Source organism: Solwaraspora sp. WMMA2101 (assembly GCF_049179175.1).
Taxonomy (GTDB): Bacteria; Actinomycetota; Actinomycetes; order Mycobacteriales; family Micromonosporaceae; genus Micromonospora_E.
The window spans coordinates 1-22268 of sequence record NZ_JBMHMA010000005.1; the positions used below are offsets into that span (position 1 = coordinate 1).

Here is a 22268-nt window from a genome sequence, read left to right on the forward strand (position 1 = left end):
AACGGCGACGTGGCGCAGCACGGCGGCGATCAGCTGCGGCACCGGGACCTCGGCGTCACGCAGCAGCACCGTGCCGTCGTCGACGCGGCGCTTCGGGTGGGGTTCGAATCCGGCCGGGTCGACGCGGGCGCGCCGGTGCGCGTCGTGGCCGACGGCCAGTCGTCCGTCGGGTTCCCGGTACACCGCCGACGGCAGCAGCGGGGTGCCGTCGAACAGCAGTGGCCGGGTCCGTCCGTCGCCGCCGCGCACCACCGCCACCGTGTTCGAGGTGCCGAAGTCGATGCCCAGTGCCCGCATGGGGGGCACCCTACTGCCGGCGCGGCGCAACCTGACGTACGCCCGCCGGTTGCCGGCGGCAGGCATACTGCCCAGCGTGCCGCACCGTTACGCGTACCTGGACTCCCCCACGCCGATCGCGTTCGCGCACCGGGGCGGGGCGGCCCGGGGTGACGAGAACACCGCCGAGGCGTTCGCCCGTGCCGTCGAGCTGGGTTACCGGTACGTGGAGACCGACGTGCACGGCACCGCCGACGGCGTGGCGGTGGTGTTCCACGATCCGACGTTGGACCGGCTGGCCGGGATCAAGGGCGCGGTGGCGAAGATGCGCTGGGCGGACCTGGCGACGGTACGTGTCGGCGGGTCGGCGGCGGTGCCCCGTCTCGACGACGTCCTCGACGCCTGGCCGCAGGTGCGGTTCAACATCGACGTGAAGGCCGACGGCGGGGTACGGCCGACGGTGGAGACGCTTCAGCGGTGCGGTGCCGCCGACCGGGTGCTGCTGGCGTCGTTCTCGGACCGGCGGCTGCACCGGCTGCGGACGTTGACGCAGGGCCGGGTCGCGACGTCGCTGGGGATGCGGGCGGTGACCCGGTTGCGGATCGCGTCGGTCACCGGTGGCCGGCTGCGGCTGCCGCCGTCGGTGGTAGCCGCGCAGGTGCCGGTGCGGTTCAACCGGGTCCCGGTGGTCGACGCCCGGTTCGTGGCGTACTGCCACCGGCTGGGGTTGCAGGTGCATGTCTGGACGATCGACGAACCTGCCGAGATGAACGAGTTACTCGACCTCGGGGTGGATGGCATCATGACCGATCACGTCGAGGTGCTGCGTGACGTCTATCTGCGTCGTGGCCACTGGCCGCCGGACCGGCGGGTCGACGTGGACAGTGCCGCCCGTACCTGACCAGTAGAAGGATCCGATGGCCGACCCCACCGAGCCTACGTCCGTTCCGCCCCCGGCCGCGTCGGCCGGCGCCGCACCGGCGAGCACCCGCCGGGAACGCACCGGCTGGTACTTCTACGACTGGGCGATGTCGGCGTTCTCCACGACCGTGATCACCGTGTTCCTGGGTCCGTTCCTGACCAGTGTCACGAAGCAGGCGGCCGGCTGCGCGATCGACGCCGTCGAGTGCACCGGGTACGTGTATCCGCTGGGTATCCAGGTGGCGCCGGGGTCGTACTTCCCGTACCTGGTGTCGTTGTCGGTGGCGTTGACGGTGCTGGCGTTGCCGGTCACCGGGGCGATCGCCGACCGCACCATGCACAAGAAGCGGCTGCTGGCGGCGACGGCGTTCCTCGGCGCGGCGGCGACCATCGCGATGATCTTCGTGACGGGTGACCGGTACCTGCTCGGTGGCGGGCTGTTCATCCTGGCCAACGTGACGTTCGGCGCGAGTGTGGTGGTGTACAACTCGTTCCTGCCGCAGCTGGGTGGCCCGGACGACCGGGACGGGATCTCCAGCAGGGGCTGGGCGTTGGGGTACCTCGGTGGTGGTCTGCTGCTGGCAGCGAACCTGGTGGTGGTGCAGTCGTTCAGCATCGACGGTGATCCGCAGCGCACCCTGGACCTGGCCCGCTGGTCGATCGTGTCGGCCGGGGTGTGGTGGGCGGTGTTCACCCTGGTGCCGCTGGCCTGGCTGCGGGAACGTCCGGCAGCCGACGCGCACCCGGGCGGCAACGTGCTCACCGACGGGTTCAGACAACTTGGTCGTACGGTGCGGGGGCTGAAGGCGTACCCGTTGACGTTGTTCTTCCTGCTGGCGTTCCTGGTCTACAACGACGGCATTCAGACGGTGATCGCGTTGGCCAGCCAGTACGGCACCGAGGAGCTGCGGCTGGGGCAGTCGACGCTGATCGTGACGATCCTGCTGGTGCAGTTCCTGGCGTTCGGTGGGGCGTTGGCGTTGGGGGCGGTGGCGAAACGGATCGGCGCGTGGAAGACGGTGCTGGCCAGTCTGGTGCTGTGGACGGCGGTGATCCTGGCGGCGTTCCGGCTGCCGGCGGAGGCGCCGGCGCAGTTCATGGCGTTGGGGGCGGCGATCGGTCTGGTGCTGGGCGGCTCGCAGGCGCTGAGCCGGTCGTTGTTCAGCCAGATGATCCCGGCCGGTAAGGAAGGCGAGTACTACGGGTTCTACGAGATCAGCGACAAGGGCACCAGTTGGTTGGGGCCGTTGGCGTTCGGGGTGGTGTTCCAGCTGACGAACTCGTACCGGGTGGGCCTCGTGTCGTTGTTGATCTTCTTTGTGATCGGGTTCCTGCTGCTGGCGGCGGTGCCGGTCCGGCGAGCGATCATCGCCGCCGGCAACACCCCACCCCGGGTGCTCTGACCCTCTCCCCTACCCCATGATCGCGACGATCTTGCGCTTATCGAGAAGATTTGTCGGAATTGTCCAACGATAAGCGCAAGATCGTCGCGATCATGGCCGGGGCAGGCGGGGTGGACGGTTACGGGACGGGTCAGGGGATGGGTCAGGGGATGGGCTGGGTCGCCTCGATGGCGGCGATGGCGGTACGGGTGGCCGCCACGAAGTTCCAGAACACCGTGTTGGTGGTGTTGCGCCGCTGCGCGACCGTGTTGGTGCCGAACATCGCCGTCCGCAGCGGGGTGGTGATCTCCAGCTGGGCGCCCATGCCGAGCAGCGTCCGGTTGACGATGTTGTTCGTGGCGGTGCCGGCGATCGCCGAGATGCCGGTGGCGTCGAAGGCGGTGAACCCGGCCGCCGTGTAGGCGGTGATCAGCGCGGCCCGGAACGCGGCGTTGCGCCCACCGACGGCCACGGCCTGGGCGTTCGACGGCAGCCCGGCGGTGCCCGGGGTGCAGCCGTGCAGGGCGACGACATTGAGCGCGCCGGCCGCCACCGACAACGCCGGGGTGTCGTCACAGTTGCTGGCGGTGACGTGCAGCTCGCCGTTGCCCGACGAGCGGATGCCTTCGAACATCCAGTAGTCGTGGACCGGGCCGGCGGCGGGGGTCGCCGCCAGGGTCGCCGGGTGGTAGCCGGCGATCGCCAGGCACAGCTCCGACGTGCCACCCTCGATGCCGCCGCCGTGCGGGGCGATGATCGCCGTACGCGGGAACGCGACCGTGCCCGCGTTGGCGTTGTCGAGCAGGGCGTGCCGGCGGAACCGGCGGGCGTAGTCGACGCCTTCGGCCAGGTCCGGGTCGGCGTACAGGTCGGTGTTGGAGTCGTACAGGTCGGCGGCGAGTGCCGGCGCGGCCGGCAACGTCACCAGGGGTCCGGCGACTGCCGCGGTGGCGAGCATGCCGAGGACGGCCCTTCTGCTGGTGCTCATGAGGTGGTTCCTCCATCAGGTGTGGTTGCCCGGTGGTTCGGGCGAGGCACACCGTGTCACATCGACTGCGACGATCACCAACGATTTCCGTTGCCGCAGGAAGCCTGCACCGCCGGATTCGGCGGCAAAATCCACTGGTACGGCGGATTTCGCACCGCTGCGGTGTCGGATCGACGACGTGGGCCGTATCGGCGACCCGACACCGCCCCGGGCCCGACCCAGGCGGGCGGGCGGTCAGGCGGCGAGACCCACCGCGAGCGCGACGATGCCGAGCAGCGGCGCCAACCCCTGGATGAGCGCGGCGCGCACCAACGCCGGCCGGGAGATCACCAGGACCGCACTGGCGGCGAGCATCGACCCGGCACCGGTGAAGACCAGGGTCGCGCCGACGGCGGTCGCCCCGGCGACGATCACGACGATGCCGAGCACCACCGCGACCGCCAGGAACAGGTTGTAGAAGCCCTGGTTGAAGGCGAGGGAGCGGGTGGTGAGGGCCTCCTGCTCGCTGCGGATGCCGAACACCGCACGGGTACGCGGCGCGGTCCACGCCACCGACTCGAGGTAGAAGATGTAGCCGTGGATCAGTGCCGCCACGGCGGCGAAGACCAGTCCCGCGACAACCACGTAGCCCCCCGATCCCCCGAGTCGCACGCCTACCGGAGGGAATCTATCGGATCGGCCAGGCCGTAAGGTGGCGGCCATGGACCGGACCCCGGAACGGCAGTGGCTCGACGCGCTCAGCGACGTGCTGACCCGTTCCCACCTGTTCCAGCCCGACGAACTCGCCCCCGAGTTCGCCGAGGTGATGGCCGGCCTGGGCGTGCAGACCACGATCTACCTGGTCGACGAGGAGCAGCAGGCGCTGCGCCCCGTACCGCATCCGGGCCGAACCGACCCGCCACCGCAACCGGTCGAAGGGTCCCTCGCCGGTCGGGCCTTCACCCTGGTCGAGTCGATCCCGGCGCTGAACGAACCCGCCTGGTGGATTCCGATGATCGACGGCACCGATCGGCTCGGCGTCATCGACTTCGCCTTCGACGACCCGGACGTCGCCGCCGACCCGCACACCCGGCGTCGCTGCGAGACCATGGCCGGGCTGATCGGCCACCTGATCACCGTGACCGTCCCGAAGGGTGACTTCCTGCTGCGGGTCGGCCGGTCCCGGTCGGCGACCGCCGCCGCCGAACTGATGGCGCAGGTGTTGCCGCCGCTGACCGCCGCCACCCGCCGGATCACCGTCAGCGCCGTCCTGGAGCCGAGCTACGACATCGGCGGCGACGGCTTCGACTACGCCATCGACGGCCACCACGCCCAGTTGGCGATCTTCGACGCCGTCGGGCACAGCATGAAAGCCGGCCTGACCTGCAGCGCCGTCATCGCCGCGATCCGGGCGGCCCGCCGTGCCGGGCTGGACCTGCCCGGTCAGGCCGAGGCCGCCGACGCGGCCGTGCTGGACCAGTTCACCGACGCCCGGTTCGTCACCGCGATCCTGGTCGACATCGACCTGGACAGCGGGCTGCTGCGCTACGTCAACGCCGGACACCCGAGGCCGATGCTGCTGCGCGGCGGCAAAATGGTCCGTGAGCTGCGCGACGGCCGGCGGCTGCCGCTGGGCATCCGGCACCCGGCCCGCGCCGTCGGCGAGGAACAGCTCGAACCCGGCGACCAGCTGCTGATGTTCACCGACGGCGTGGTCGAGGCGCGGGGCAGTGACGACGGCGGCGAGTTTGGCCTGAGCCGGCTGGCTGACCTCGCCGAACGCCAGGCCGCGACCGGGCTGCCGGCCCCCGAGGCGGTACGCCGGCTCGCCCGCGCCGTCGCTGACTTCCGGGGCGGCCCGCCCAGCGACGACGCGACCCTGCTGCTGGCCGACTGGTCCCCGGCCGCCGCCGAACGCACCGTGATCACCCCGCTGTGACGCCGCTGGAGGAGCTGCGGGCCACCGGGCTGTACGTGCGGGCCGCGCGTCAGCTCGGCGCCGACACCGCACCGGTACGCCTGGCCGGGCTGCACGCCCTGGAACGCCTCGGTCAGGCCGGTGCCGCCGACCGGCAGCAGGTCACCGACGTGCTCTGCGCCTACCTGCAGCTGCCGTTGCCGGCGCAGCGGCCGGACGCCGCGCAGGAACGGCGGGTGCGGCTCGCCGCGCAGCACATTCTGGCCCGGCACCTGCGGCCAGGGCCGGCCGAACACACCCCGGATCCGGCATTCTGGGCGGGGGTCGTCGTCGACCTGACCGGGGCCACCGTCATCGACGCCGACTTCACCGGCTGTCACCTGCACGACGCCCGGTTCGGCGGGGCATGTTTCGTCGGCGACGCCCGGTTCGACGAGGCGACCTTCACCGGCACCGCCGGCTTCGTCGAGGCCAGCTTCGCCGGTACGGCCGGTTTCGTCGACACCCGGTTCACCGGCCCCGCCGAGTTCGACCGGGCCGTGTTCAGCGGCCCCGTCGGTTTCGGCGACACGATCTTCGCTGGCACCGCCGGGTTCGCCGGGGCGACATTCGCCGGTACGGCCGGTTTCGGTGACACGACGTTCCACGGCATCGCCCGGTTCACCGGTGCCGTGTTCGCCCGCGACGCCCTGTTCGGCGGGGCGGCGTTCAGCGGCACCGCCCAGTTCGCCGACGTCCGGTTCGGGGTCGACGCCTGGTTCACCGAGGCCACGTTCGCCGGCATCGCCCGCTTCACCGGGGCGACGTACGGCAAGGATGCCTGCTTCGACGGGGCGGTCGTTGGCGTCGGCGGCCGGGACCGCGACGAATGGCCGGCCGGCTGGCACGTCGACCCCGCGACCCGTCACCTGGTACGCGCCCCGCACCGCTGACTGCGACCGCTACCACTGGCGCTGGCGGTACGGCTCTACTGTGGTGGGCCGACGACGGATGGTATCCAGCGGACGGCGGGACACACAGGTGATCAAGCATTGGAAGTCGGCGGCGCCGGCCGCAGCGGGTGCGGCGGCCCTGCTCGCGGCTGCTGTCGTGCTGCTGCCGGGTCGGCTGTGGTTGACGCTGTGGCAGACGATCGTCCAGCACTGGTTGGCCACGTTGCTCGCCGTTGTCGGCCTGGCCGGCCTGGTGAGCGGCGGTCTGCTGTGGCGGCAGGCGCAGCCGCCGGTCGAGTCGTCGGCGGCACCCGTACCGCCGCAGCGTCCACTGCGTCCGCTGCCGACCTGGATCATCCCGGTCGGCGCGCTGGTCGTGGCCGGCATCACCTGGGCGGCGGTGTGGGGTCTACAGTCCGCGATTCCAGCCGGCGCGGGAACACCGCTGGAGCGGGCGCAACTACGGGTGGAGACGATCCGCACCGGCCTGTCGGTCGGTGCGGGTGTCGGTGCAGCCGCCGCGCTGCTACTGGCGTTGCGCCGCCAGCAGGTCACCGAACGGACCCAGCAGGCCACGGAGTACGACGCGGGCGAGAAGCGGGTCACCGAGCTGTACGTCAAGGCCGCCGAACAGCTCGGCTCCGACAAGGCACCAGTACGCCTGGCCGGCCTGTACGCACTCGAACGCCTCGCTCAGGACAACCCGGTGCACCGGCAGAGCATCGTCGAGGTCGTCTGCGCCTACCTGCGCATGCCGTACACCCCACCGGCCGAGAAGCAGACAGGTCAAAGTAGTGCCGAGCCCGACGCGGCGGAGACCACGGACGCCGCCGAGAGGCCGAAGCCGGACCAGCCGACGCAACCTGACCCCCGTGAGGAACGCCAGGTACGGCTGGCCGCGCAGCGCATCCTCGCCCGCCACCTGCGGCCGACGACGCCGGACGGCACCCCGAGCCCGACCTACTGGAAGGGCGTGACTCTCGACCTGACCGAGGCCACCCTTCTCGACGCCAACTTCGCCAACTCCGTTCTGAACGATGCTTCGTTCGTCAGGTCGACGTTCACCGGCACCGCCTGGTTCGACGGGGCGACGTTCACCGGCACCCCCAGATTCGACGGGGCGACGTTCACCGGCACCCCCAGATTCGACGGGGCGACGTTCACCAGCACCCCCAGATTCGACGGGGCGACGTTCACCGGCACCCCCAGATTCGACGGGGCGACGTTCACCAGCACCCCCAGATTCGACGGACGACCGTCACCGGCACCCCCAGATTCGACGGGGCGACGTTCACCAGCACCCCCAGGTTCGACGGGGCGACGTTCGAGAGCGGGGTGACTTTCGGCGCTGTCCGTGTCGAGGGCGACGGTCGTGCCAGTGACGTGTGGCCGGCGGGGTGGCAGGTCGATCTCGACACGCGGCGGGTGGTGCGCGTACCGGTGGAGGAGAAGCCGGAAGGGGACGCGGAGCCGGAGTGACGGGCGGTGCTGTCACTCCGGCGGGGTGCCGCGACAGTGGTCAGGGCCTACCGGGACTCGCTGACAGCCGAGCCATGGCCGCGGTTTCGGCGATCTGGTCGGGCCAGCGGAGGAACCGGCGGTACAGGTCCGGCGGGCTGAGCTGCTCGGCGTCGCATTCCAGCAGGTCGTCGATCGCCTCGTACATGAGGGTGGCGAGGTAGACGCACATCCCGATCCGGTCGTTGGCCCAGTCGGCGGTGATCTCGATCTTCGCGCTTTCGCACGGCCATTCTGTACCGCACTCGCGACAGTTCCAGTCGGGCCGGTTGGCAATGTGCATCAGCCTTCTCCGTCCGCGTAGGCGTTGTGCCGTCGCGCGAACCGCGTCACGCGGTCGTGTGTGGACTTCAATCCCATCTGTCAACCCTTCTCGCAACACATTTCCCATGATCACTGAACACTTCCTTCACATCATGCTTATTTGCCAACTGGCTCAGCGCAATCTCGCACCGGTAGGTTCGGACCCAACATCCACCCGCCATTACGTGACACGAGAGGACGGGGTTTCGTGGACGACGTCGGCAGCACTGTCCCCCGCAGGCAACTGGGTCGATACCTGAGAGAGCTTCGCGAAGACGCTCATGTCACGGTCGCCGCTGCGGCCAAGGCACTCGAATGGTCGCCGCCGCGCATCTGGCGCTACGAGGGCGGCCAGGTGCCGATCCACCCGAACGACGCCGAGGCGATGTGCCGGCTCTACGGCGCGTCCCCGGAAACGATCACGACGATGCGCGACCTGGCCCGGGAGACCAAGTCACGCGGCTGGTACCACAGCTACGACCACGCCATCAAAGAATGGTTCAAGCTGTACGTCGGTCTCGAAGCCGCTGCCTCGACGATCCGTCAGTACGAGCCGAACGTCGTCCCCGGCCTGCTCCAGTCCCTGGAGTACATGACCGAGATCATCACCACCGGAAACCCTGACCTCAAGCCCTCCGACCAGCAGGCAAAGATCGAAGTACGGTCCAAGCGGCAGAAACTGCTCGCCCGCGTCGTCCCGCAGGCCCCCGACCTGGACGTGGTGATCGGCGAAGCCGCATTGCGCCGCCCACTCAAGGACCGGGCCGCAATGGCGCGCCAACTGCGGCACCTTGCTGCCGTCGCCACCCAACGCCACAACGTCACCGTCCGGGTGCTCACCTTCGCCGCCGGACTCCCCAGCCGACCAGCAGTCGCGCCGTTCTCCATCCTGACCTTCCCCAAGGTCAGCGTCCGCCCACCCGAGCCGACCACCGTCTACTCCGACGGCCCGTGCGGTGCCATCTACCTCGACAAAACCGCCGAGATCGAGACCTACGAGGGCATCTGGTCGTCGCTCAAGCAACACTGCCTCACCCCGTTAGAATCGACCGAATTCATCACCCGGATCGCCAAGGAGTACGACCATGAAGGCTGACGGCGTGTGGCGTAAGTCCACCCGGTCCGATGCTGACGGCAACTGTGTCGAGGTGGCCGGCCACCCGTACCGCGTCGCCGTACGCGACAGCAAGGACCACACCGGCCCGGTCCTCACTTTCGACACCGCCGCCTGGCAGCACTTCGTCGAGACGGTGAAGACCCGCCCCTGATCTGCCCCGGACCACTACCCCATTCCAGCGCCACGGGAATCCTCGCCACACCGAGGATTCCCGTGGCGTCTTCGTGTCCCGGACGTTACGTCAGCAGGCCACCATACTCGTCGCAAGATACGGCCACCACAGAGGACAGACGACAGAAAGTAGTGGCTCTTGACCGCTGCGTGATCGACGGGTGATGATCTCGCAGTTGATCGTCAACTGTCGATAGGAATGACCGATGAGGACTGCTCTCCACCGGGCCGGCCGCATGCTCGTCGCCTGCGCCGTCGTCGCCGCCACCGCTCTCGCGGGCGTCGTCGCCACCGGTAGTGCCGCCCAGGCAGACGGCTGCTACACCTGGGGACGCGTCCTGTCCCAGGGAATGTCCGGAGAGGACGTACGGCAGCTGCAGATCCGCGTCTCCGGCTACCCGGACTACGGCGCGGTGCTCGCCCTCGACGGCGCGTACGGACCTGCCACCCGGTCCGCCGTGGTTCGCTTCCAGCAGGCCTACGGCCTGTCCGCCGACTCCGGGCTGGTCGACGGTCAGCCGGCGCTGCTGTTCCTCGAGGTGTACGACGACGTGCCGACGTCGCTGCTCAACCCGGACCAGGGCTGGTACCGGATCGATCCTTCCGGGGAACCGACGCCGCTGCCGGGCAATCCGGTGCCGGTGTCCCTGACGCAGCTCGCCCGGTTCGCGGATCGGCCGTGAGCCAGGGCCTGCCGCTGGCCGCTGGGCGGTCCGCCGGCCGGGTCACAGGCCGCCGGCGACCCGGATCACCGTCCCCGTGGTGTAGGACGCCTCGTCGCCCAGCAGCCAGGCGACGGCACCGGCGATCTCCTGCGGCTGCCCGGCCCGGCGCAGCGGCACCATCGGCGCGACCCGGTCCGGTCGGTTCGGCTCACCGGACAGGGTGTGGATGTCGGTGTGCACGGTGCCGGGAGCGACGCCGTTGACCCGGATGCCCCGGGGGCCGAGCTCCTTGGCCAGACCGACGGTGAGGGCGTCGGTGGCGGCCTTGACGGCGGCGTAGTGGACGTACTCGCCGGGGCTGCCGAGGGTGGCGGCGGCGGACGAGACGTTGACGATGGCGCCGCCGGCGCCCATCCGGCGGGCGGCCTGCTGGGCGCAGAGGACGTACCCGATGAGGTTGACGTCCACGACCCGGCGCAGGTCGTCGACGGTGAGGTCGACGAAGGGTCCGATCCGGCTGGTGACGCCGGCGTTGTTGACCAGGCCGGTGAGCGCGCCGAGGTCGGCGGCGGCGTCGAACAGCGCGGCGACCCCCGCCGGATCGGTGGTGTCGACGGCGACCGTGACCGCCCGGCGGCCCGCCGCCTGCACGTCGTCGCGGACCGCGTGGGCGGCGGCGGCGTCGCGCCGGTAGCCGATGACGAGGTCGTGTCCGGCGGCGGCGAGGCGGCGTACGGTGGCCGCGCCGATCCCCCGGCTGCCGCCGGTGACCACGGTGACCGGTGCCATGGTGTCCCCTCTCCCCTGCGGTGTGTCGTCGGCGGTGACGTTACCGCCGACGTCGCGGGGCAATAGGACAGGTATGGCGGGTAGGCGTGCGGTGGTGCTGGGCAGCGGCGGGGTGACCGGGGTGGCCTGGCAGATCGGGGTGTTGGCCGGGTTGGCGCGGGCCGGGGTGGAGTTGGGCGTGGCGGATCTGGTGGTCGGTACCTCGGCGGGCGCGGTGGTGGGTGCGCAGCTGCGCTCGGGGGCGGATCTGGATCAGCTGTACGCGGGGCAGCTGGTGGCCGGTGAGCCGTCGACGGACCGGATGGGTCCGGGTGCGGTGTCGTGTCTGCTGTGGGCGGCGGTGTGCAGCGGGGACGGGCGGCGGGCGCGGGCGCGGATCGGCCGGTACGCGGCGGCCTTCGCGGCGGGGTCGGCGGTGTCGCGGCGGCCGGTGTTCGAGGAGGCGTTGCCGGTGTGGTCGTGGCCGGAGCGGCCGTTGTGGGTGACGGCGGTGGACGCCGAGACGGGTGAGCTGGTGGTGTTCGACGGGTCACGGCCGGGGGTGGACCTGGTCGACGCGGTGTCGGCGAGTTGCGCGGTGCCGGGGGTGTGGCCGCCGGTGGTGGTCGGTGGGCGGCGGTTGATCGACGGTGGGATGCGGTCGGCGGCGAACGCGGATCTGGCGGCGGGGTACGCGTCGGTGGTGGTGTTGGCGCCGATCACGTGGGGGTTGGGCTGGTTGGCGCCGGTGGCGCGGCAGGTGGCGGGGTTGTCGGGGCAGGTGGTGGTGGTGTCGCCGGACCGGGCGGCGAGGCGGGTGATCGGGCGGCGGTTGCTGGATCCGGCGCGGCGGCCGGGTGCGGCGCGGGCGGGGTGGCGGCAGGGGTCGGCGGCGGCCGGCCAGGTGGGTCGGGTGTGGTCGGGTGGTGCCGCGTCGGGGTGAGCGGGGGTGGTGGGGTGCGGTCGGCGGTGTCGGCGGCGGCTGGTAGGAAGGCAGCACTCAAACAGGTGTACGGACGGAAAGGGTGCTGATGGTTGCCGCGGGCGCTGGTGCGGGTGGGTTGTCGGACGAGGAGTTGGGGGTGATCCGGGAGGCGGTGGCTGCTGGGCGTAAGCCGAAGGTGATGTTCACCGAGTCGGCGGGGCAGATCGCCGGGCAGGTGGGTCAGGTGGTGGGCCTGGCGGATCCGGCGGTGTCCGACGAGTGGGTGGTGGTGCGGTTCGGTCGTGACGAGTTGCCGTTCTCCCCCGGTGATCTGGTGGTGGCGCCGCGGGGTGCGGGTGCGCGGCGGCCGGCGGCGGAGCCGGTGGTCGACCCGGTGCCGGTGGTGCCGGAGCCGGAGTTCAAGTTGGGTGAGCCGCCGGTGGTGGTGCCGGCGCGGCGGGAGCAGGTGGAGGAGTCGACGGTGGACGAGGGTGCGCAGCGCCCGGCGCGTCGGGCGGCGAAGGCGGTGAAGCCGAAGGCGCCGGCCGGGTTGACGGTGACGTTGGCGTATGCCGACGGTGAGTGGACGGTGGCGGCGGCGCAGGGCGCGAAGGCGTTGGCGAAGCCGTACGTGATCCGGCCGGCGGAGGCGTTGAAGATGGTGGCGTTGGTGGATGTGCCGGGGGTGCATGAGGCGGTGGAGCAGATCCTGGCGTCGGAGCGGGCCGAGGCGCAGCGGCAGGCGGAGAAGTTGCGGGCGGAGTTGGCGGAGGTGGAGGCGCGGTTGGCGGAGTTGCCGGAGGTGGGTTGACGTCGGGCCTGTGGGTGGTGCCCCCGGTGGTTGGTCGCGCCGGGGGCACCGTCGTGTGCGGGTCGGTGGCTGGTGGAGTCAGTGGCTGGGTTGGTCGGTGACGTGGACGCGGTGGCGGAACACCCAGTAGGTCCAGCCCTGGTAGAGCAGGACGACGGGGGTGAGTGCGGCGGCGACCCAGGTCATGATCGTCAGGGTGTAGGTGGTGGAGGCGGCGTTGGTGGTGGTCAGGGTGCCGGCGGGGTCGCCGGTGGAGGGTAGGACGGTCGGGAACAGGGCGGTGAACAGGGCGGCGACGGCGAGGCCGATGGCGGTGGCGGTGCCGGTGAAGGCCCAGCCTTCGCGGCGTACCTGGTTGGCGGCCAGGCCGGCGACGAGGGCGAGGGCGGCGGTGACGGCGAGGACGACGGCGGTGGGGTTGGCGCGGATGGTGAGGGTCCAGGTGAGGAATCCGACGGCGAGCGCGGCAGCGGTCAGGCCGGTCCAGGTGGCGACGCGGCGGGCGCGGTGGCGCAGGTCGCCGGTGGTCTTGAGGGCGAGGAAGACGGCGCCGTGGGTGACGAACAGGGCGGTGGTGGTGGCGCCGCCGAGCAGGGCGTAGGGGTTGAGCAGGGTGAGCAGGGTGCCGGTGTATTCGTGGTCGGCGTCCAGGGGTACGCCGCGCACGATGTTGGCGAAGGCGACGCCCCAGAGTGCGGCGGGTAGCAGTGAGCCGATGAAGATGGCGTTGTCCCAGCGGCGGCGCCAGTGGGGTTCGTCTCGTTTGTCGCGGTATTCGAAGGCGACGCCGCGCAGGATGAGGGCGATGAGGATGAGCAGTAGCGGTAGGTAGAAGCCGGAGAACAGGGTGGCGTACCACTCGGGGAAGGCGGCGAACATGGCGCCGCCGGCGGTGATGAGCCAGACCTCGTTGCCGTCCCAGACGGGGCCGATGGTGGTGATGGCGGCGCGTCGTTCGGGTTCGGTGCGGCCGATGAGGCGGGCGAGGATGCCGACGCCGAAGTCGAAGCCTTCGAGGATGAAGTATCCGGTGAAGAGTACGGCGATGAGCCCAAACCAGACGGTGGTGAGTTCCACGAGGGGTCTCCGGGGTGGTCAGTGGGTGGCGGCGAGGGGCCGGTCGAGGGTGGTGTCGTCGTCGGTGTCGTCCGGTGGGGGTGGGTCGGTGAGGTCGGGCAGTCCGTTTCGGGCGTAGCGGATGAGGAGCTTGACCTCGATGACGGCGAGGGTGGCGTAGATGAGGGTGAAGGCGGTGAAAGAGGTGAGGACTTCGGTGAGGGAGACGCTGCGGCTGACGCCGTCGCGGGTGAGCATTTCGCCGAAGACGATCCAGGGTTGGCGGCCCATTTCGGTGAAGATCCAGCCGAAGGTGTTGGCCAGTAGTGGTAGGACGGGCAGGGTGAGGCCGGCGCGCAGCAGCCAGCGTCCGGTGGGGGTGCGGCCGCGGCGGGTGGTCCACAGGGCCCAGAGGGCGATGGCGGCGGTGGCGAGGCCGAATCCGATCATGAAGCGGAAGCTCCAGTAGGTGACGGGGATGATCGGGGTGTAGTTGCCGGGGCCGTACTGGGCGGCGTACTGGGCCTGCAGGTCGTTGATGCCCTGGACCTGGCCGGTGGGGTCGCCGGTGGACAGCCAGGACAGCAGGTACGGGATCTTGAGGGCCCAGATTTCGCGGCTGCCGTCGAGGGTGCCGACGGTGACGACGGAGAAGGAGGCGGGGCTTTCGGTGGTGTAGAGGCCTTCGGCGGCGGCCATCTTCATGGGCTGGACCTGGGTCATGATCTTGCCTTGGATGTCGCCGGTGATGATGACGGCAGCGGTGGCGGCCAGGGTGGTCCAGGCGCCGATCTTGGTGGCGGTGCGGAAGGCGGGGGTGTCGGGGCCGTCGGGGTGGCGGATGAGGTGCCAGAGGGCGACGGCCAGGACGAGGGCGCCGGCGACCATGAAGCAGCCGGCGAGGGTGTGCGGGAAGGTGATGAGGGTGACCTTGTTGGTGAGTACGGCGATGAAGTCGGTGAGTTCGGCGCGGCCGGTGTCCGGGTTGATGCGGTAGCCGACGGGGTTCTGCATCCAGGAGTTGGCGGCGAGGATGAACCAGGCGCTGATGATGCTGCCGAACGAGGCGAGCCAGATGGTGGCCAGGTGCAGGGCTTTGGGGAGCCGGTTCCAGCCGAAGATCCACAGTCCGAGGAAGGTGGATTCGAGGAAGAAGGCGAGCAGGGCTTCGATGGCCAGGGGTACGCCGAAGATGTCGCCGACGAACCGGGAGTAGTCGCTCCAGTTCATGCCGAACTGGAATTCCTGGACGATGCCGGTGACGATGCCCATGGCGAAGTTGATGAGGAACAGTTTTCCGTAGAACTTGGTGAGTTTGAGGTAGCGGTCGTCGCCGGTGCGGTGCCAGGCGGTCTGCAGGATGGCGACGAGCAGGCTGAGGCCGATGGTGAGTGGGACGAACAGGAAGTGGTAGACGGTGGTGACACCGAACTGCCAGCGGGCTATGTCGAGCGCGTCCACGGCTCCCCCATCTAGTTACTACAAGGCGTAGTACATACTACGGCCTGTCGTGGAACGGGCCAGGGGCGGTGGTCCCGACGGGAGAGGGCCGTCGGTCCCGACCCTCGCGGGACGGTCGGCACGGGGCGCCCGTGGCGGGCCGGACTGTGCGACGATCGACCGCTGATGGACACCCCCACTCCCCCTGCCCCGACGCCCTGGCGGCCGCCGCCGCTGTGGCGGCTGCTGCAGGTCGCCGCCCGGATCGTCGTCGGGCTGCTCGCCCGGCTGCGGGTCACCGGCGACGTACCGGACGCGCTGCGGCACGGACCGCTGATCCTGGCCGCCAACCACATCAGCCCGTTCGACCCGGTCGCGCTCGCCGCCGCCTGCCGCGTGCGGCGGGTCGCCCCCCGGGTGCTCGCCACCGGCGGGCTGTTCCGGGCCCCGGTGGTCGGCCCGGTGATGCGCCGCGCCGGGCACATCCGGGTCGACCGGCGCACCGACACCGTCGCCCAGGCGCTCGACGCCGCCGTGGCGGCCGTCGCTGGCGGCGCGGTGGTCCTGGTCTACCCGGAAGGGCGCATCGGTCTCGACCCGTGGATGTGGCCCGAACGCGGCCGCACGGGTACCGCGCGGCTCGCGCTGGCCAGCGGCGCGGTGGTGGTGCCGGTGGCCCAGTGGGGGGCCCACGAGGTGCTGCCGTGGGCGGCACCCCGCGGCCTGGGCCGCGCGGTGCTACGGGCGGTGCTGCGCCGCCCGGTGGTCCGGGTCCACTTCGGCGCCCCGGTGGACCTGTCCGGGGTCGACCCGGCGCGGCCGGGCGCCGCGCAACGCGCGACCCAACGGATCATCGACGCCCTCACCGACGAGTTGGCGGCGTTGCGCCCGGACGAGCCGCAGGCACCCCGGCACGTCGACGTGACCCGACCGGTCGACGTGAGTCGGCGACACCGCCGGGGCCGGGTCGACGCGGCGGACGACGCCCCGGCCGCCGGCCAGGCACCGGACGGCGGCTGACGGCGCCGTACCCGGTGCCGGTTCAGCGGGAGCGTTGCCGCAGGTAGGCCAGGACGGCCTCGCGGGTGGTGCGGACCCCGAACGCCGCGCGGGCCTGCGCGATGCGGCGGTTCGCGGTCCGCAACGACAGGAACTCGGCGGCGGCGGCCGCGGCGATCGTCTCGCCGTTGGCGAGCCGGTCGAGCAGGGCCCGCTGCTCCGGCACCAGGACGGAGTCGACCGGTGACGCCGGCGGGCCGACGTCACCGTGGCGCAGCACCGGGCCGAGCCGGCCGAGGTCGTCGACCAGGGCCCGACCGACGTCGCCGCCCGGGTCGACCACCGCGACGACGGCGGCACCCCGGGCGGCGGCCAGCGCCACCAGGGCCACGGTGTCGGCGTCGGTGACCCGGCCGTGCAGGGCCAGTCGGGCGGCGGTCAGGTCCCAGGCGGCCTCGGTCAACGCGAAGCCTTCCCGGACGGTCCAGCCGTCGCGGGCGAGCCGCCGCAGAACGGCGTTCGCCTCGGTGGAGCTGGACAGGACGTAGCGCGGCGGTGCGCTCATCGGTCGGTCTCCATGGCCAGGGCGGCTGCTTCGGTGCGGGTGCGGGCACCGAGTTTACGCATCCCGGCCCGGACGTGGGTTTCCACGGTTTCGGTGGAGATGCCGAGTTGGCCGGCGATGCGGCGGGTCGGCTCGCCCTGGGCGACCAGCCGCAGCACGTCACGTTCCCGGCCGGTGAGCAGCTCACCGTCGCGGGTGCCCCGGTCGTCGCGGCGTACCGCGTGCCGGCGCAGCGCACGTCGGCAGCGGCCCAGCAGTACGACCAGGCCGGCGCGCGCGGCGATGCGTTCCGCGGCGAGCAGGGCGGGCACCGCGCGGTGCGGGTCGGCTTCGTGCAGGCCCTGGGCGAGCAGGCAGCGGACCTGTTCGCGAACGCTGACGTCGGGCCAGGTGGCGGCGGCGGCGCCGAACCGGCGCGGGTCGGCCGTCGACCAGGCGGCCAGCGTCGCCGCTACCGGTGCCGGCAGCGTCGGTGGTGTCCCGGCGGCCGGCGGCGGTGTCACCGTGGGGGTGTCGTGGGCGGCCCAGTGGGCGGTGATCCGCCGCAGTCCGTCGACCAGCGGTGACGCGCTCGGCGCAGCGGCGGCACCGGTGGTCGGGTCGGTGCCGGCAGGCGCGGCGGCTCTGTCGGGTTGACCGTCGAGCCAGGCCGCTTCCCGGGCGACCCAGTCCAGCAGGCCCGGCGGCGGCGCGGTCGCGGTGGTGGCGGCGGCGAGCCGGGCCCGGGCGGCCGCGAGCAGTCCGCCGTCGGCTTCGAGCAGGCCCGCCGTGGCGGTGGCGTAGCGGTGGGCGGTGGCGGGCAGGGTGCGGTCGGTGAGGTCGGCGGCGGCGCGCAGCAGCGCGTCGGTGGCGGTGGGCAGTGTGTCGGTGGGTGCGGGCGGGTCGTCGCCGACCGGGCCGGGCTGGTCCCCTGCCGACGGTTCACCGCGCAGTGCCAGGCACCACAGGCGGGCGGCGAGGAAACGGGTCTGCCAGCTGTAGGCCAGGTCGGCGGCGCAGGCGGCCGCGGCGGCGGTGGCGGCGTGCGCGGCCTCGGCGAGCCGGCCGTCGCCGGTGAGGGTCTCGACCAGCTGCCAGGCGCTCCACCGGGCGGTCAGCAGGTCGCCGTCGGCGGCCGCCGCGGCGGCGGTGCCGGCGAGCCGGTGTTCCCAGCCGGGGGTGCGGTCGGCGGCGGCGACGGCGGCCAGCGCCGCGCGCAGGCCGACGTGGGTCGGCGTGGCGCCGTGGCGGGCGGTGACGGCGGCGGCACGGCGGGCCGCCGCCGTCGGGTCGACGGCGAGGTCGGCCAGCAGCAGCACCCGGTCGGCGGTCGCGGCGGGCGGCGACGTGGCGGCCGGGTGGTCGGTGACGCGGGCGGCCAGGGCGGCGGCGGTGGCGCGGGCGGCGGCGAGCTCCCCGGCCTGCAGCAGCGCTTCGGCGCGCAGGGCGGCGACCTCGTCGCTGACGTCGGAGTCGGCGGCGTCGAGCAGGGTCAGGGCGTGGCGGGGCCGGCCGGTGGTCAGGGCGGCCCGGGCCGCGTCGAGCCGCACGGTGGCGGTGGCGGCGGGCTGGTCGCAGGCGAACAGCAGCGCCTCGGCGCGGGCGCCGCCGGTGGTGGCGTCGGCGGCAGCGGTCACGGCCCGCTGGTAGGCGGCGTCGGTGTCGCCGGCGGCGGCGAGGTGCCGGGCGGCTTCCAGAGGGTCGGTGACCAGGTCGGCGAGGCGTCGGTGCAGGGCTCGGCGGCTGGCGGCGTCGAGCAGGCCGGCGGCCACGTCGGCCTGGTACGGCGACACCGGGGTGATCAGGCCGGTGGCGGCGGTGACCAGGCCGGCGTCGGTGAGTTCGGCGACGCCGTCGCCGAGAGCGGCGGCGGGTGCCGGCCGGCCGAGCAGGCCGAGGGCGGCCAGGGCGGTGCGGGCCGGCCGGGTGAGGTCGGCCAGGGCGGCGGCGACGGCGTAGGCGACCTGGTCGAGGTCGGTGGTGTCGGGTGGCGGCGGCGAGGTGCGGGCGGTGCGGTGGCGGGCCAGGGCGGTGGCGGCCAGCGGGTTGCCGCCGGCGCGTCGGGCCAGGTCGGTGACGGTCGCCGGGTCCAGGCCGGGGGCGGTACGGCGGATCAGGTCGGCGGTGGCCGTCGGGTCCAGCGCCGGGAGCGCCAGCCACAGGGCGTCGCCGTCGCGCAGCGGGTCGATGGCGGCGGCGGGCAGCGGGTGCGGGGTGCGCAGGGCGACGACGACCCGGCAGTGGCGGGCCACGGCGGGCAGGGCGGCGACGGTGACCGGGTCGGCCCACTGCAGGTCGTCGAGGACGAGCAGGCCGTGGCGTACCCGGGAGCGGACCGCCTCGGCGAGCAGCGCCACGTCGTGGGTGGGTAGCCGGACCCGCAGGGCGTGGCTGAGGGGGAACGCGGGGACGTGGCGCAGGGCGGTGAGAGCGCCGCCGGGGTGGACCGGGCCGGGCGACGCCGTGGCGACGCGGCGCAGCGTGGTGGTGCGGCCGCTGCCGGGCACGCCGGTGATGACGACGAGGCCGGGGCGGGTGAGCCGGGCGGCGGCGGCCGCCGCCACGTCGGTGGCGTGAGCGCCGTCGGCTGGTTGCCGCACCCGTCCTCCCCCGCTTTTCCGGCTCGTGGCCCTCCCCGGGCGAAGGTGGCACGAACATGGGATCCTGCGCCGGAGAGGATATTCGTACTGTGGATGTCGGTGGTGGGCGCACCACCGCGTGCCGTGCTGTCGGGAGGACGACCAGCGAGATGAGCGGGTACCACCGTTGGGCGTGGCGTCATTGTCGCCGACCCTGTGGGGCGGTGACCAATCCGTGGGTGCGGGGCCGTTGAGCAGCCGGGTCGCGGCGTTGTGTGACGAGGTGGGTCCCCGGGTGGGTGCGCCGACCGGTGGTGAGGTGGCGCGGGTCCGGCGGCGGTTGGACGAGCCGCTGCGGGTGGCGATCGCCGGGCGGCTCAAGGCGGGCAAGTCGACGCTGGTCAACGCGTTGATCGGGCGGCGGGTGGCGCCGACGGAGGTTGGTGAGTGCACCCGGGTGGTCACCCAGTTCCGGTACGGCACCGCCGACCGGGTGGACGTGGTGCGCCGCGACGGCGTACGGGTCAGTCTGCCGTTGGATCCGACGGGGATGATCCCGCAGCGGCTGGGGGTGCCGACGGCGCGGATCGCGTTCGTCGACGTCACCTTGACCAGTGACCATCTGCGGGAGTTGACGGTGATCGACACGCCGGGGCTGTCGTCGGCCAGCACCGGGGTCAGTGACGCGGCGCGCCGGTACCTGTTCGCCGGTGCCGGCGCGGACTCCCCAGACGCAGGTGAGGCGACGGCGCCGTTCGACGCCGGGATCGACGACGACTCCGTCGGGGCGGTCTCCGGCGCCGAGGCGATCGTGTACGTGTTCACCCAGTCGGTGCGTGACGACGACGTACGGGCGTTGGAGGCGTTCCGGGCGGTGTCGGCGCGGTTGTCGAGCAGCCCGATCAACTCGGTCGGGTTGTTCAACAAGGTCGACAAGTTGGTGGCCGGTGGTGCCGATCCGTGGCCGGTGGCGGCGCCGCTGGCCGCCGACCAGACGCGGGTGCTGCGTCGGATCGTGTCGGACGTGGTGCCGGCGGTCGGGTTGCTGGCGGAGACGACCGAGGCGGGCCGGTTGACGGCGGCCGACTGTGAGGCGTTGCGGACGTTGGCGCAGGTGCCGGCGGCGCAGTGGACGGTGCTGACCGCGTCGGTGGACCTGTTCGTGTCCCGGGACTGCCCGGTGCCGCGGGCGCAGCGGGAACGGCTGCTGGCGCTGCTGGACCTGTACGGGATCGGGTTCGCGGTGGCGCAGCTGCGGGCGGCGCCGCAGTTGGCGTCCGGGGACCTGGTGCGGGCGTTGTACGCGGCGTCGGGGTTTCCGCGGCTGCGGCACACCGTGGACGAGGCGTTCCGGTGGCGCACCGACGCGATCAAGGCCGGGTGGGCGTTGTCGACGCTGGAGAAGGTGGCCAGCCACACGGCGCATCCCGGTGACCGGGAGACGCTGCGCGACGCGATCGAGCGGCTGCTGCACCAGCCGGAGTACCACCGGCTGCGGCTGCTGGAGGTGGCGCAGCAGGTGACCACGGGCAGTGTGGAGCTGCCGGAGGCGATGGAGCAGGAGTTGACCCGGTTGGCGTTGTCGGCGGATCCGCGCTGGGTGCTGGAACTGCCGGCGGCGTCGGTGGAGCAGTTGGCGGCGGCGGCGGTGGAGGCGGCCACCCGGTGGCGGGTGTTCGCCGTCGCCGGGGCGTCACCGGCGCAGTCACGGGTGGCGTTGGTGGCCCACCGGGGGTTCCATCTGCTGTCGCAGCAGGTACGGGCGGTGCGCCGGTGAGCGGCGGGGCCGGGTCGGCGGCGTTGGGCACGTTGCTGACCGGGGCGGTCGACACGTGCCTGGGGTTCGTGCGTGGCCTGGACCCGGACGCGGCGGCGGAGATCGACGCCCAGCGGCGCCGGGAGGTGACCCGGCCGTCGGTGGTGGTCGTCGGGGAAACGAAACGTGGCAAGAGTTCCCTGGTGAACGCGTTGATCGGGGTGACCGGGTTGTCGCCGGTGGACGCGGCGGTGGCGACGTCGGCGTACCTGGAGTTCGACCACGGGCCGGTGACGGCGGCGCGGGCGTTCGTGCCGGGTGAGGCCGAGGCGGTGGACGTGCCGGTGGACCGGCTGCGGGACTGGGCCACGGTGTCGGGGGTGCTGCCGCAGGGGGCGCGTCCGCCGAGGCGGATCGCGGTGACCTGCCCGGCGCCGCTGCTGCGGTACGTGTCGCTGGTGGACACCCCGGGCGCGGGTGGGCTGGACCCGGCGCACACCGAGATCGCGTTGGACGCGGTGTCGCGGGCGGCGGCGCTGCTGTTCGTGGTGGACGCCTCGACCCCGTTCACCCGGCCCGAGCTGGATTTCCTGATCGAGGCGAGCAAGCGGGTCAACGTGGTGGTGTTCGCGTTGACGAAGACCGACGCTTACCCGGGTTGGCGCACGATCCTGGCCGACAACCGGGCCCAGCTGCAGGCGCACGCGCCCCGGTTCGCGGCCGCCGCGTGGTTCCCGGTGTCGGCGCGGCTGGCCGAGTTGGCGTTGACCCTGCCGGCGGCCGACGCCGGTGAACTGGTCGACGCCTCCCAGGTGGCGCCGCTGCAGCATGCGCTGATCGAGCTCGCCGGCAACGGTCACCTGTTGGCGCAGGCGAACGTGCTGCGGACGATCCGCAGCGAGCTGGTGCGGCTGGACCTGACGGTCGGGCAGCAGGTCGCCGCGTGTGACCCGGACCCGGGTGAGGTGCAGCGGGCGAAGCAGGAACGGGCCGGGTTGGCGGCCCGGAAACGGACCGAGTCGCGGCAGTGGTCGTTGGCGTTGAACACCGAGACGCAGCGGGCCCGGGTGGAGGCCACCGGTCGGCTGCGGACGGCGGTCGGTGGGCTGCAGGAGCAGTTCCTGGCCCGGATCGACGCGGCCCGGGGTGAGGCGTTGAAGCAGTTGCCGGCCGAGCTGGACCGGGCGTTGCACGCGGTGTCACTGCGGTTCTCCCACGAG

General features: G+C 72.4%; 22 protein-coding genes and 1 pseudogene. 14 read left to right on the top strand and 9 right to left on the bottom strand.

What is annotated here, in order from left to right; translation table 11 throughout:
- Positions 1-297, bottom strand: a pseudogene (locus tag ACN28F_RS00380) (Hsp70 family protein); the annotation flags it as partial.
- On the opposite strand from ACN28F_RS00380, the gene ACN28F_RS00385 reads away from it, so the two are divergent.
- The gene (locus ACN28F_RS00385; RefSeq protein ID WP_421356780.1) at positions 296-1177 is read left to right on the top strand and encodes a glycerophosphodiester phosphodiesterase; all 882 of its coding nucleotides are present in this window, start codon (positions 296-298) and stop codon (positions 1175-1177) included. The pseudogene ACN28F_RS00380 and the gene ACN28F_RS00385 sit on opposite strands and share 2 nt — an antisense overlap.
- Positions 1178-1193: 16 nt before the next feature.
- Positions 1194-2600 carry an MFS transporter gene (locus tag ACN28F_RS00390; RefSeq protein ID WP_289206198.1) on the top strand — a complete coding sequence of 469 codons (1407 nt, stop codon included), beginning with the start codon at positions 1194-1196 and terminating at the stop codon, positions 2598-2600.
- 142 nt (positions 2601-2742) lie between these two features.
- Here the strand turns inward: ACN28F_RS00390 and ACN28F_RS00395 are convergent, their stop codons facing one another.
- Together ACN28F_RS00395 and ACN28F_RS00400 are read right to left on the bottom strand one after the other, a co-directional pair.
- Positions 2743-3567: a poly-gamma-glutamate hydrolase family protein gene (locus ACN28F_RS00395; RefSeq protein WP_421356779.1), complete on the bottom strand. Its 825-nt coding sequence runs from the start codon at positions 3565-3567 to the stop codon at positions 2743-2745.
- A gap of 234 nt (positions 3568-3801) precedes the next feature.
- Complete coding sequence (locus ACN28F_RS00400; protein WP_289206200.1) at positions 3802-4191, bottom strand: DUF1304 domain-containing protein; 390 nt, start codon at positions 4189-4191, stop codon at positions 3802-3804.
- A gap of 76 nt (positions 4192-4267) precedes the next feature.
- Here ACN28F_RS00400 and ACN28F_RS00405 point away from each other — a divergent pair, with 76 nt between their 5' ends.
- The 4 genes from ACN28F_RS00405 (at position 4268) to ACN28F_RS00420 (ending at position 7875) form a co-directional block, all read left to right on the top strand.
- Positions 4268-5485: a PP2C family protein-serine/threonine phosphatase gene (locus ACN28F_RS00405; RefSeq protein WP_289206201.1), complete on the top strand. Its 1218-nt coding sequence runs from the start codon at positions 4268-4270 to the stop codon at positions 5483-5485.
- Positions 5482-6396, top strand: coding sequence for a pentapeptide repeat-containing protein (locus ACN28F_RS00410; RefSeq protein ID WP_421356793.1), 915 nt, complete (start codon positions 5482-5484; stop codon positions 6394-6396). The genes ACN28F_RS00405 and ACN28F_RS00410 overlap by 4 nt, the downstream gene beginning before the upstream one ends.
- A gap of 88 nt (positions 6397-6484) precedes the next feature.
- Entirely contained in the window at positions 6485-7735 is a 1251-nt protein-coding gene (locus ACN28F_RS00415; RefSeq protein WP_421356794.1) for a pentapeptide repeat-containing protein, read from the top strand.
- Positions 7639-7875, top strand: coding sequence for a pentapeptide repeat-containing protein (locus ACN28F_RS00420; RefSeq protein WP_421356800.1), 237 nt, complete (start codon positions 7639-7641; stop codon positions 7873-7875). The genes ACN28F_RS00415 and ACN28F_RS00420 overlap by 97 nt, the downstream gene beginning before the upstream one ends.
- A gap of 40 nt (positions 7876-7915) precedes the next feature.
- Here ACN28F_RS00420 and ACN28F_RS00425 read toward each other — a convergent pair whose 3' ends face one another.
- Positions 7916-8197 (bottom strand): flavin reductase, encoded by a 282-nt coding sequence (locus ACN28F_RS00425; RefSeq protein ID WP_421356795.1) that lies wholly within the window; start codon positions 8195-8197, stop codon positions 7916-7918.
- A gap of 228 nt (positions 8198-8425) precedes the next feature.
- Between ACN28F_RS00425 and ACN28F_RS00430 the strand changes: the two genes are divergently transcribed.
- From ACN28F_RS00430 to ACN28F_RS00440, 3 genes are all read left to right on the top strand, one after another.
- The gene (locus ACN28F_RS00430) at positions 8426-9313 is read left to right on the top strand and encodes a helix-turn-helix domain-containing protein (RefSeq protein ID WP_421356796.1); all 888 of its coding nucleotides are present in this window, start codon (positions 8426-8428) and stop codon (positions 9311-9313) included.
- On the top strand, positions 9303-9485 hold the full coding sequence (locus ACN28F_RS00435; RefSeq protein ID WP_421356797.1) for a DUF397 domain-containing protein: 183 nt from the start codon (positions 9303-9305) through the stop codon (positions 9483-9485). Before ACN28F_RS00430 ends, ACN28F_RS00435 begins: the two co-directional genes overlap by 11 nt.
- A 226-nt stretch (positions 9486-9711) precedes the next feature.
- Positions 9712-10188 (top strand): peptidoglycan-binding domain-containing protein, encoded by a 477-nt coding sequence (locus ACN28F_RS00440; protein ID WP_421356798.1) that lies wholly within the window; start codon positions 9712-9714, stop codon positions 10186-10188.
- Between the two features lie 42 nt (positions 10189-10230).
- On the opposite strand, the gene ACN28F_RS00445 is transcribed toward ACN28F_RS00440, so the two are convergent.
- Positions 10231-10959, bottom strand: a complete 729-nt coding sequence (locus tag ACN28F_RS00445) for an SDR family NAD(P)-dependent oxidoreductase (RefSeq protein WP_421356776.1) — start codon at positions 10957-10959, stop codon at positions 10231-10233.
- Between the two features lie 73 nt (positions 10960-11032).
- On the opposite strand from ACN28F_RS00445, the gene ACN28F_RS00450 reads away from it, so the two are divergent.
- Positions 11033-11881 carry a patatin-like phospholipase family protein gene (locus ACN28F_RS00450; RefSeq protein ID WP_421356763.1) on the top strand — a complete coding sequence of 283 codons (849 nt, stop codon included), beginning with the start codon at positions 11033-11035 and terminating at the stop codon, positions 11879-11881.
- An 88-nt stretch (positions 11882-11969) separates the two neighbouring features.
- Positions 11970-12674 carry a hypothetical protein gene (locus tag ACN28F_RS00455; protein ID WP_289210961.1) on the top strand — a complete coding sequence of 235 codons (705 nt, stop codon included), beginning with the start codon at positions 11970-11972 and terminating at the stop codon, positions 12672-12674.
- A 78-nt stretch (positions 12675-12752) separates the two neighbouring features.
- Here ACN28F_RS00455 and cydB read toward each other — a convergent pair whose 3' ends face one another.
- Positions 12753-13751 carry a cytochrome d ubiquinol oxidase subunit II gene (gene cydB, locus ACN28F_RS00460; protein ID WP_289206187.1) on the bottom strand — a complete coding sequence of 333 codons (999 nt, stop codon included), beginning with the start codon at positions 13749-13751 and terminating at the stop codon, positions 12753-12755.
- Positions 13752-13769: 18 nt separating this feature from the next.
- Entirely contained in the window at positions 13770-15191 is a 1422-nt protein-coding gene (locus ACN28F_RS00465) for a cytochrome ubiquinol oxidase subunit I (protein WP_421356762.1), read from the bottom strand.
- A 165-nt stretch (positions 15192-15356) separates the two neighbouring features.
- Here ACN28F_RS00465 and ACN28F_RS00470 point away from each other — a divergent pair, with 165 nt between their 5' ends.
- Positions 15357-16190, top strand: coding sequence for a lysophospholipid acyltransferase family protein (locus tag ACN28F_RS00470; RefSeq protein WP_289206189.1), 834 nt, complete (start codon positions 15357-15359; stop codon positions 16188-16190).
- A gap of 22 nt (positions 16191-16212) precedes the next feature.
- Here the strand turns inward: ACN28F_RS00470 and ACN28F_RS00475 are convergent, their stop codons facing one another.
- Positions 16213-16734 (bottom strand): LuxR family transcriptional regulator, encoded by a 522-nt coding sequence (locus tag ACN28F_RS00475; RefSeq protein WP_289206190.1) that lies wholly within the window; start codon positions 16732-16734, stop codon positions 16213-16215.
- Complete coding sequence (locus ACN28F_RS00480; protein ID WP_421356761.1) at positions 16731-19313, bottom strand: LuxR C-terminal-related transcriptional regulator; 2583 nt, start codon at positions 19311-19313, stop codon at positions 16731-16733. The genes ACN28F_RS00475 and ACN28F_RS00480 overlap by 4 nt, the downstream gene beginning before the upstream one ends.
- Before the next feature lie 229 nt (positions 19314-19542).
- Between ACN28F_RS00480 and ACN28F_RS00485 the strand changes: the two genes are divergently transcribed.
- Together ACN28F_RS00485 and ACN28F_RS00490 are read left to right on the top strand one after the other, a co-directional pair.
- Positions 19543-21069, top strand: a complete 1527-nt coding sequence (locus tag ACN28F_RS00485; RefSeq protein WP_289206192.1) for a dynamin family protein — start codon at positions 19543-19545, stop codon at positions 21067-21069.
- The coding region (locus tag ACN28F_RS00490; RefSeq protein ID WP_421356799.1) for a dynamin family protein at positions 21066-22268 on the top strand (1203 nt) is incomplete at its 3' end. The genes ACN28F_RS00485 and ACN28F_RS00490, both read left to right, overlap by 4 nt.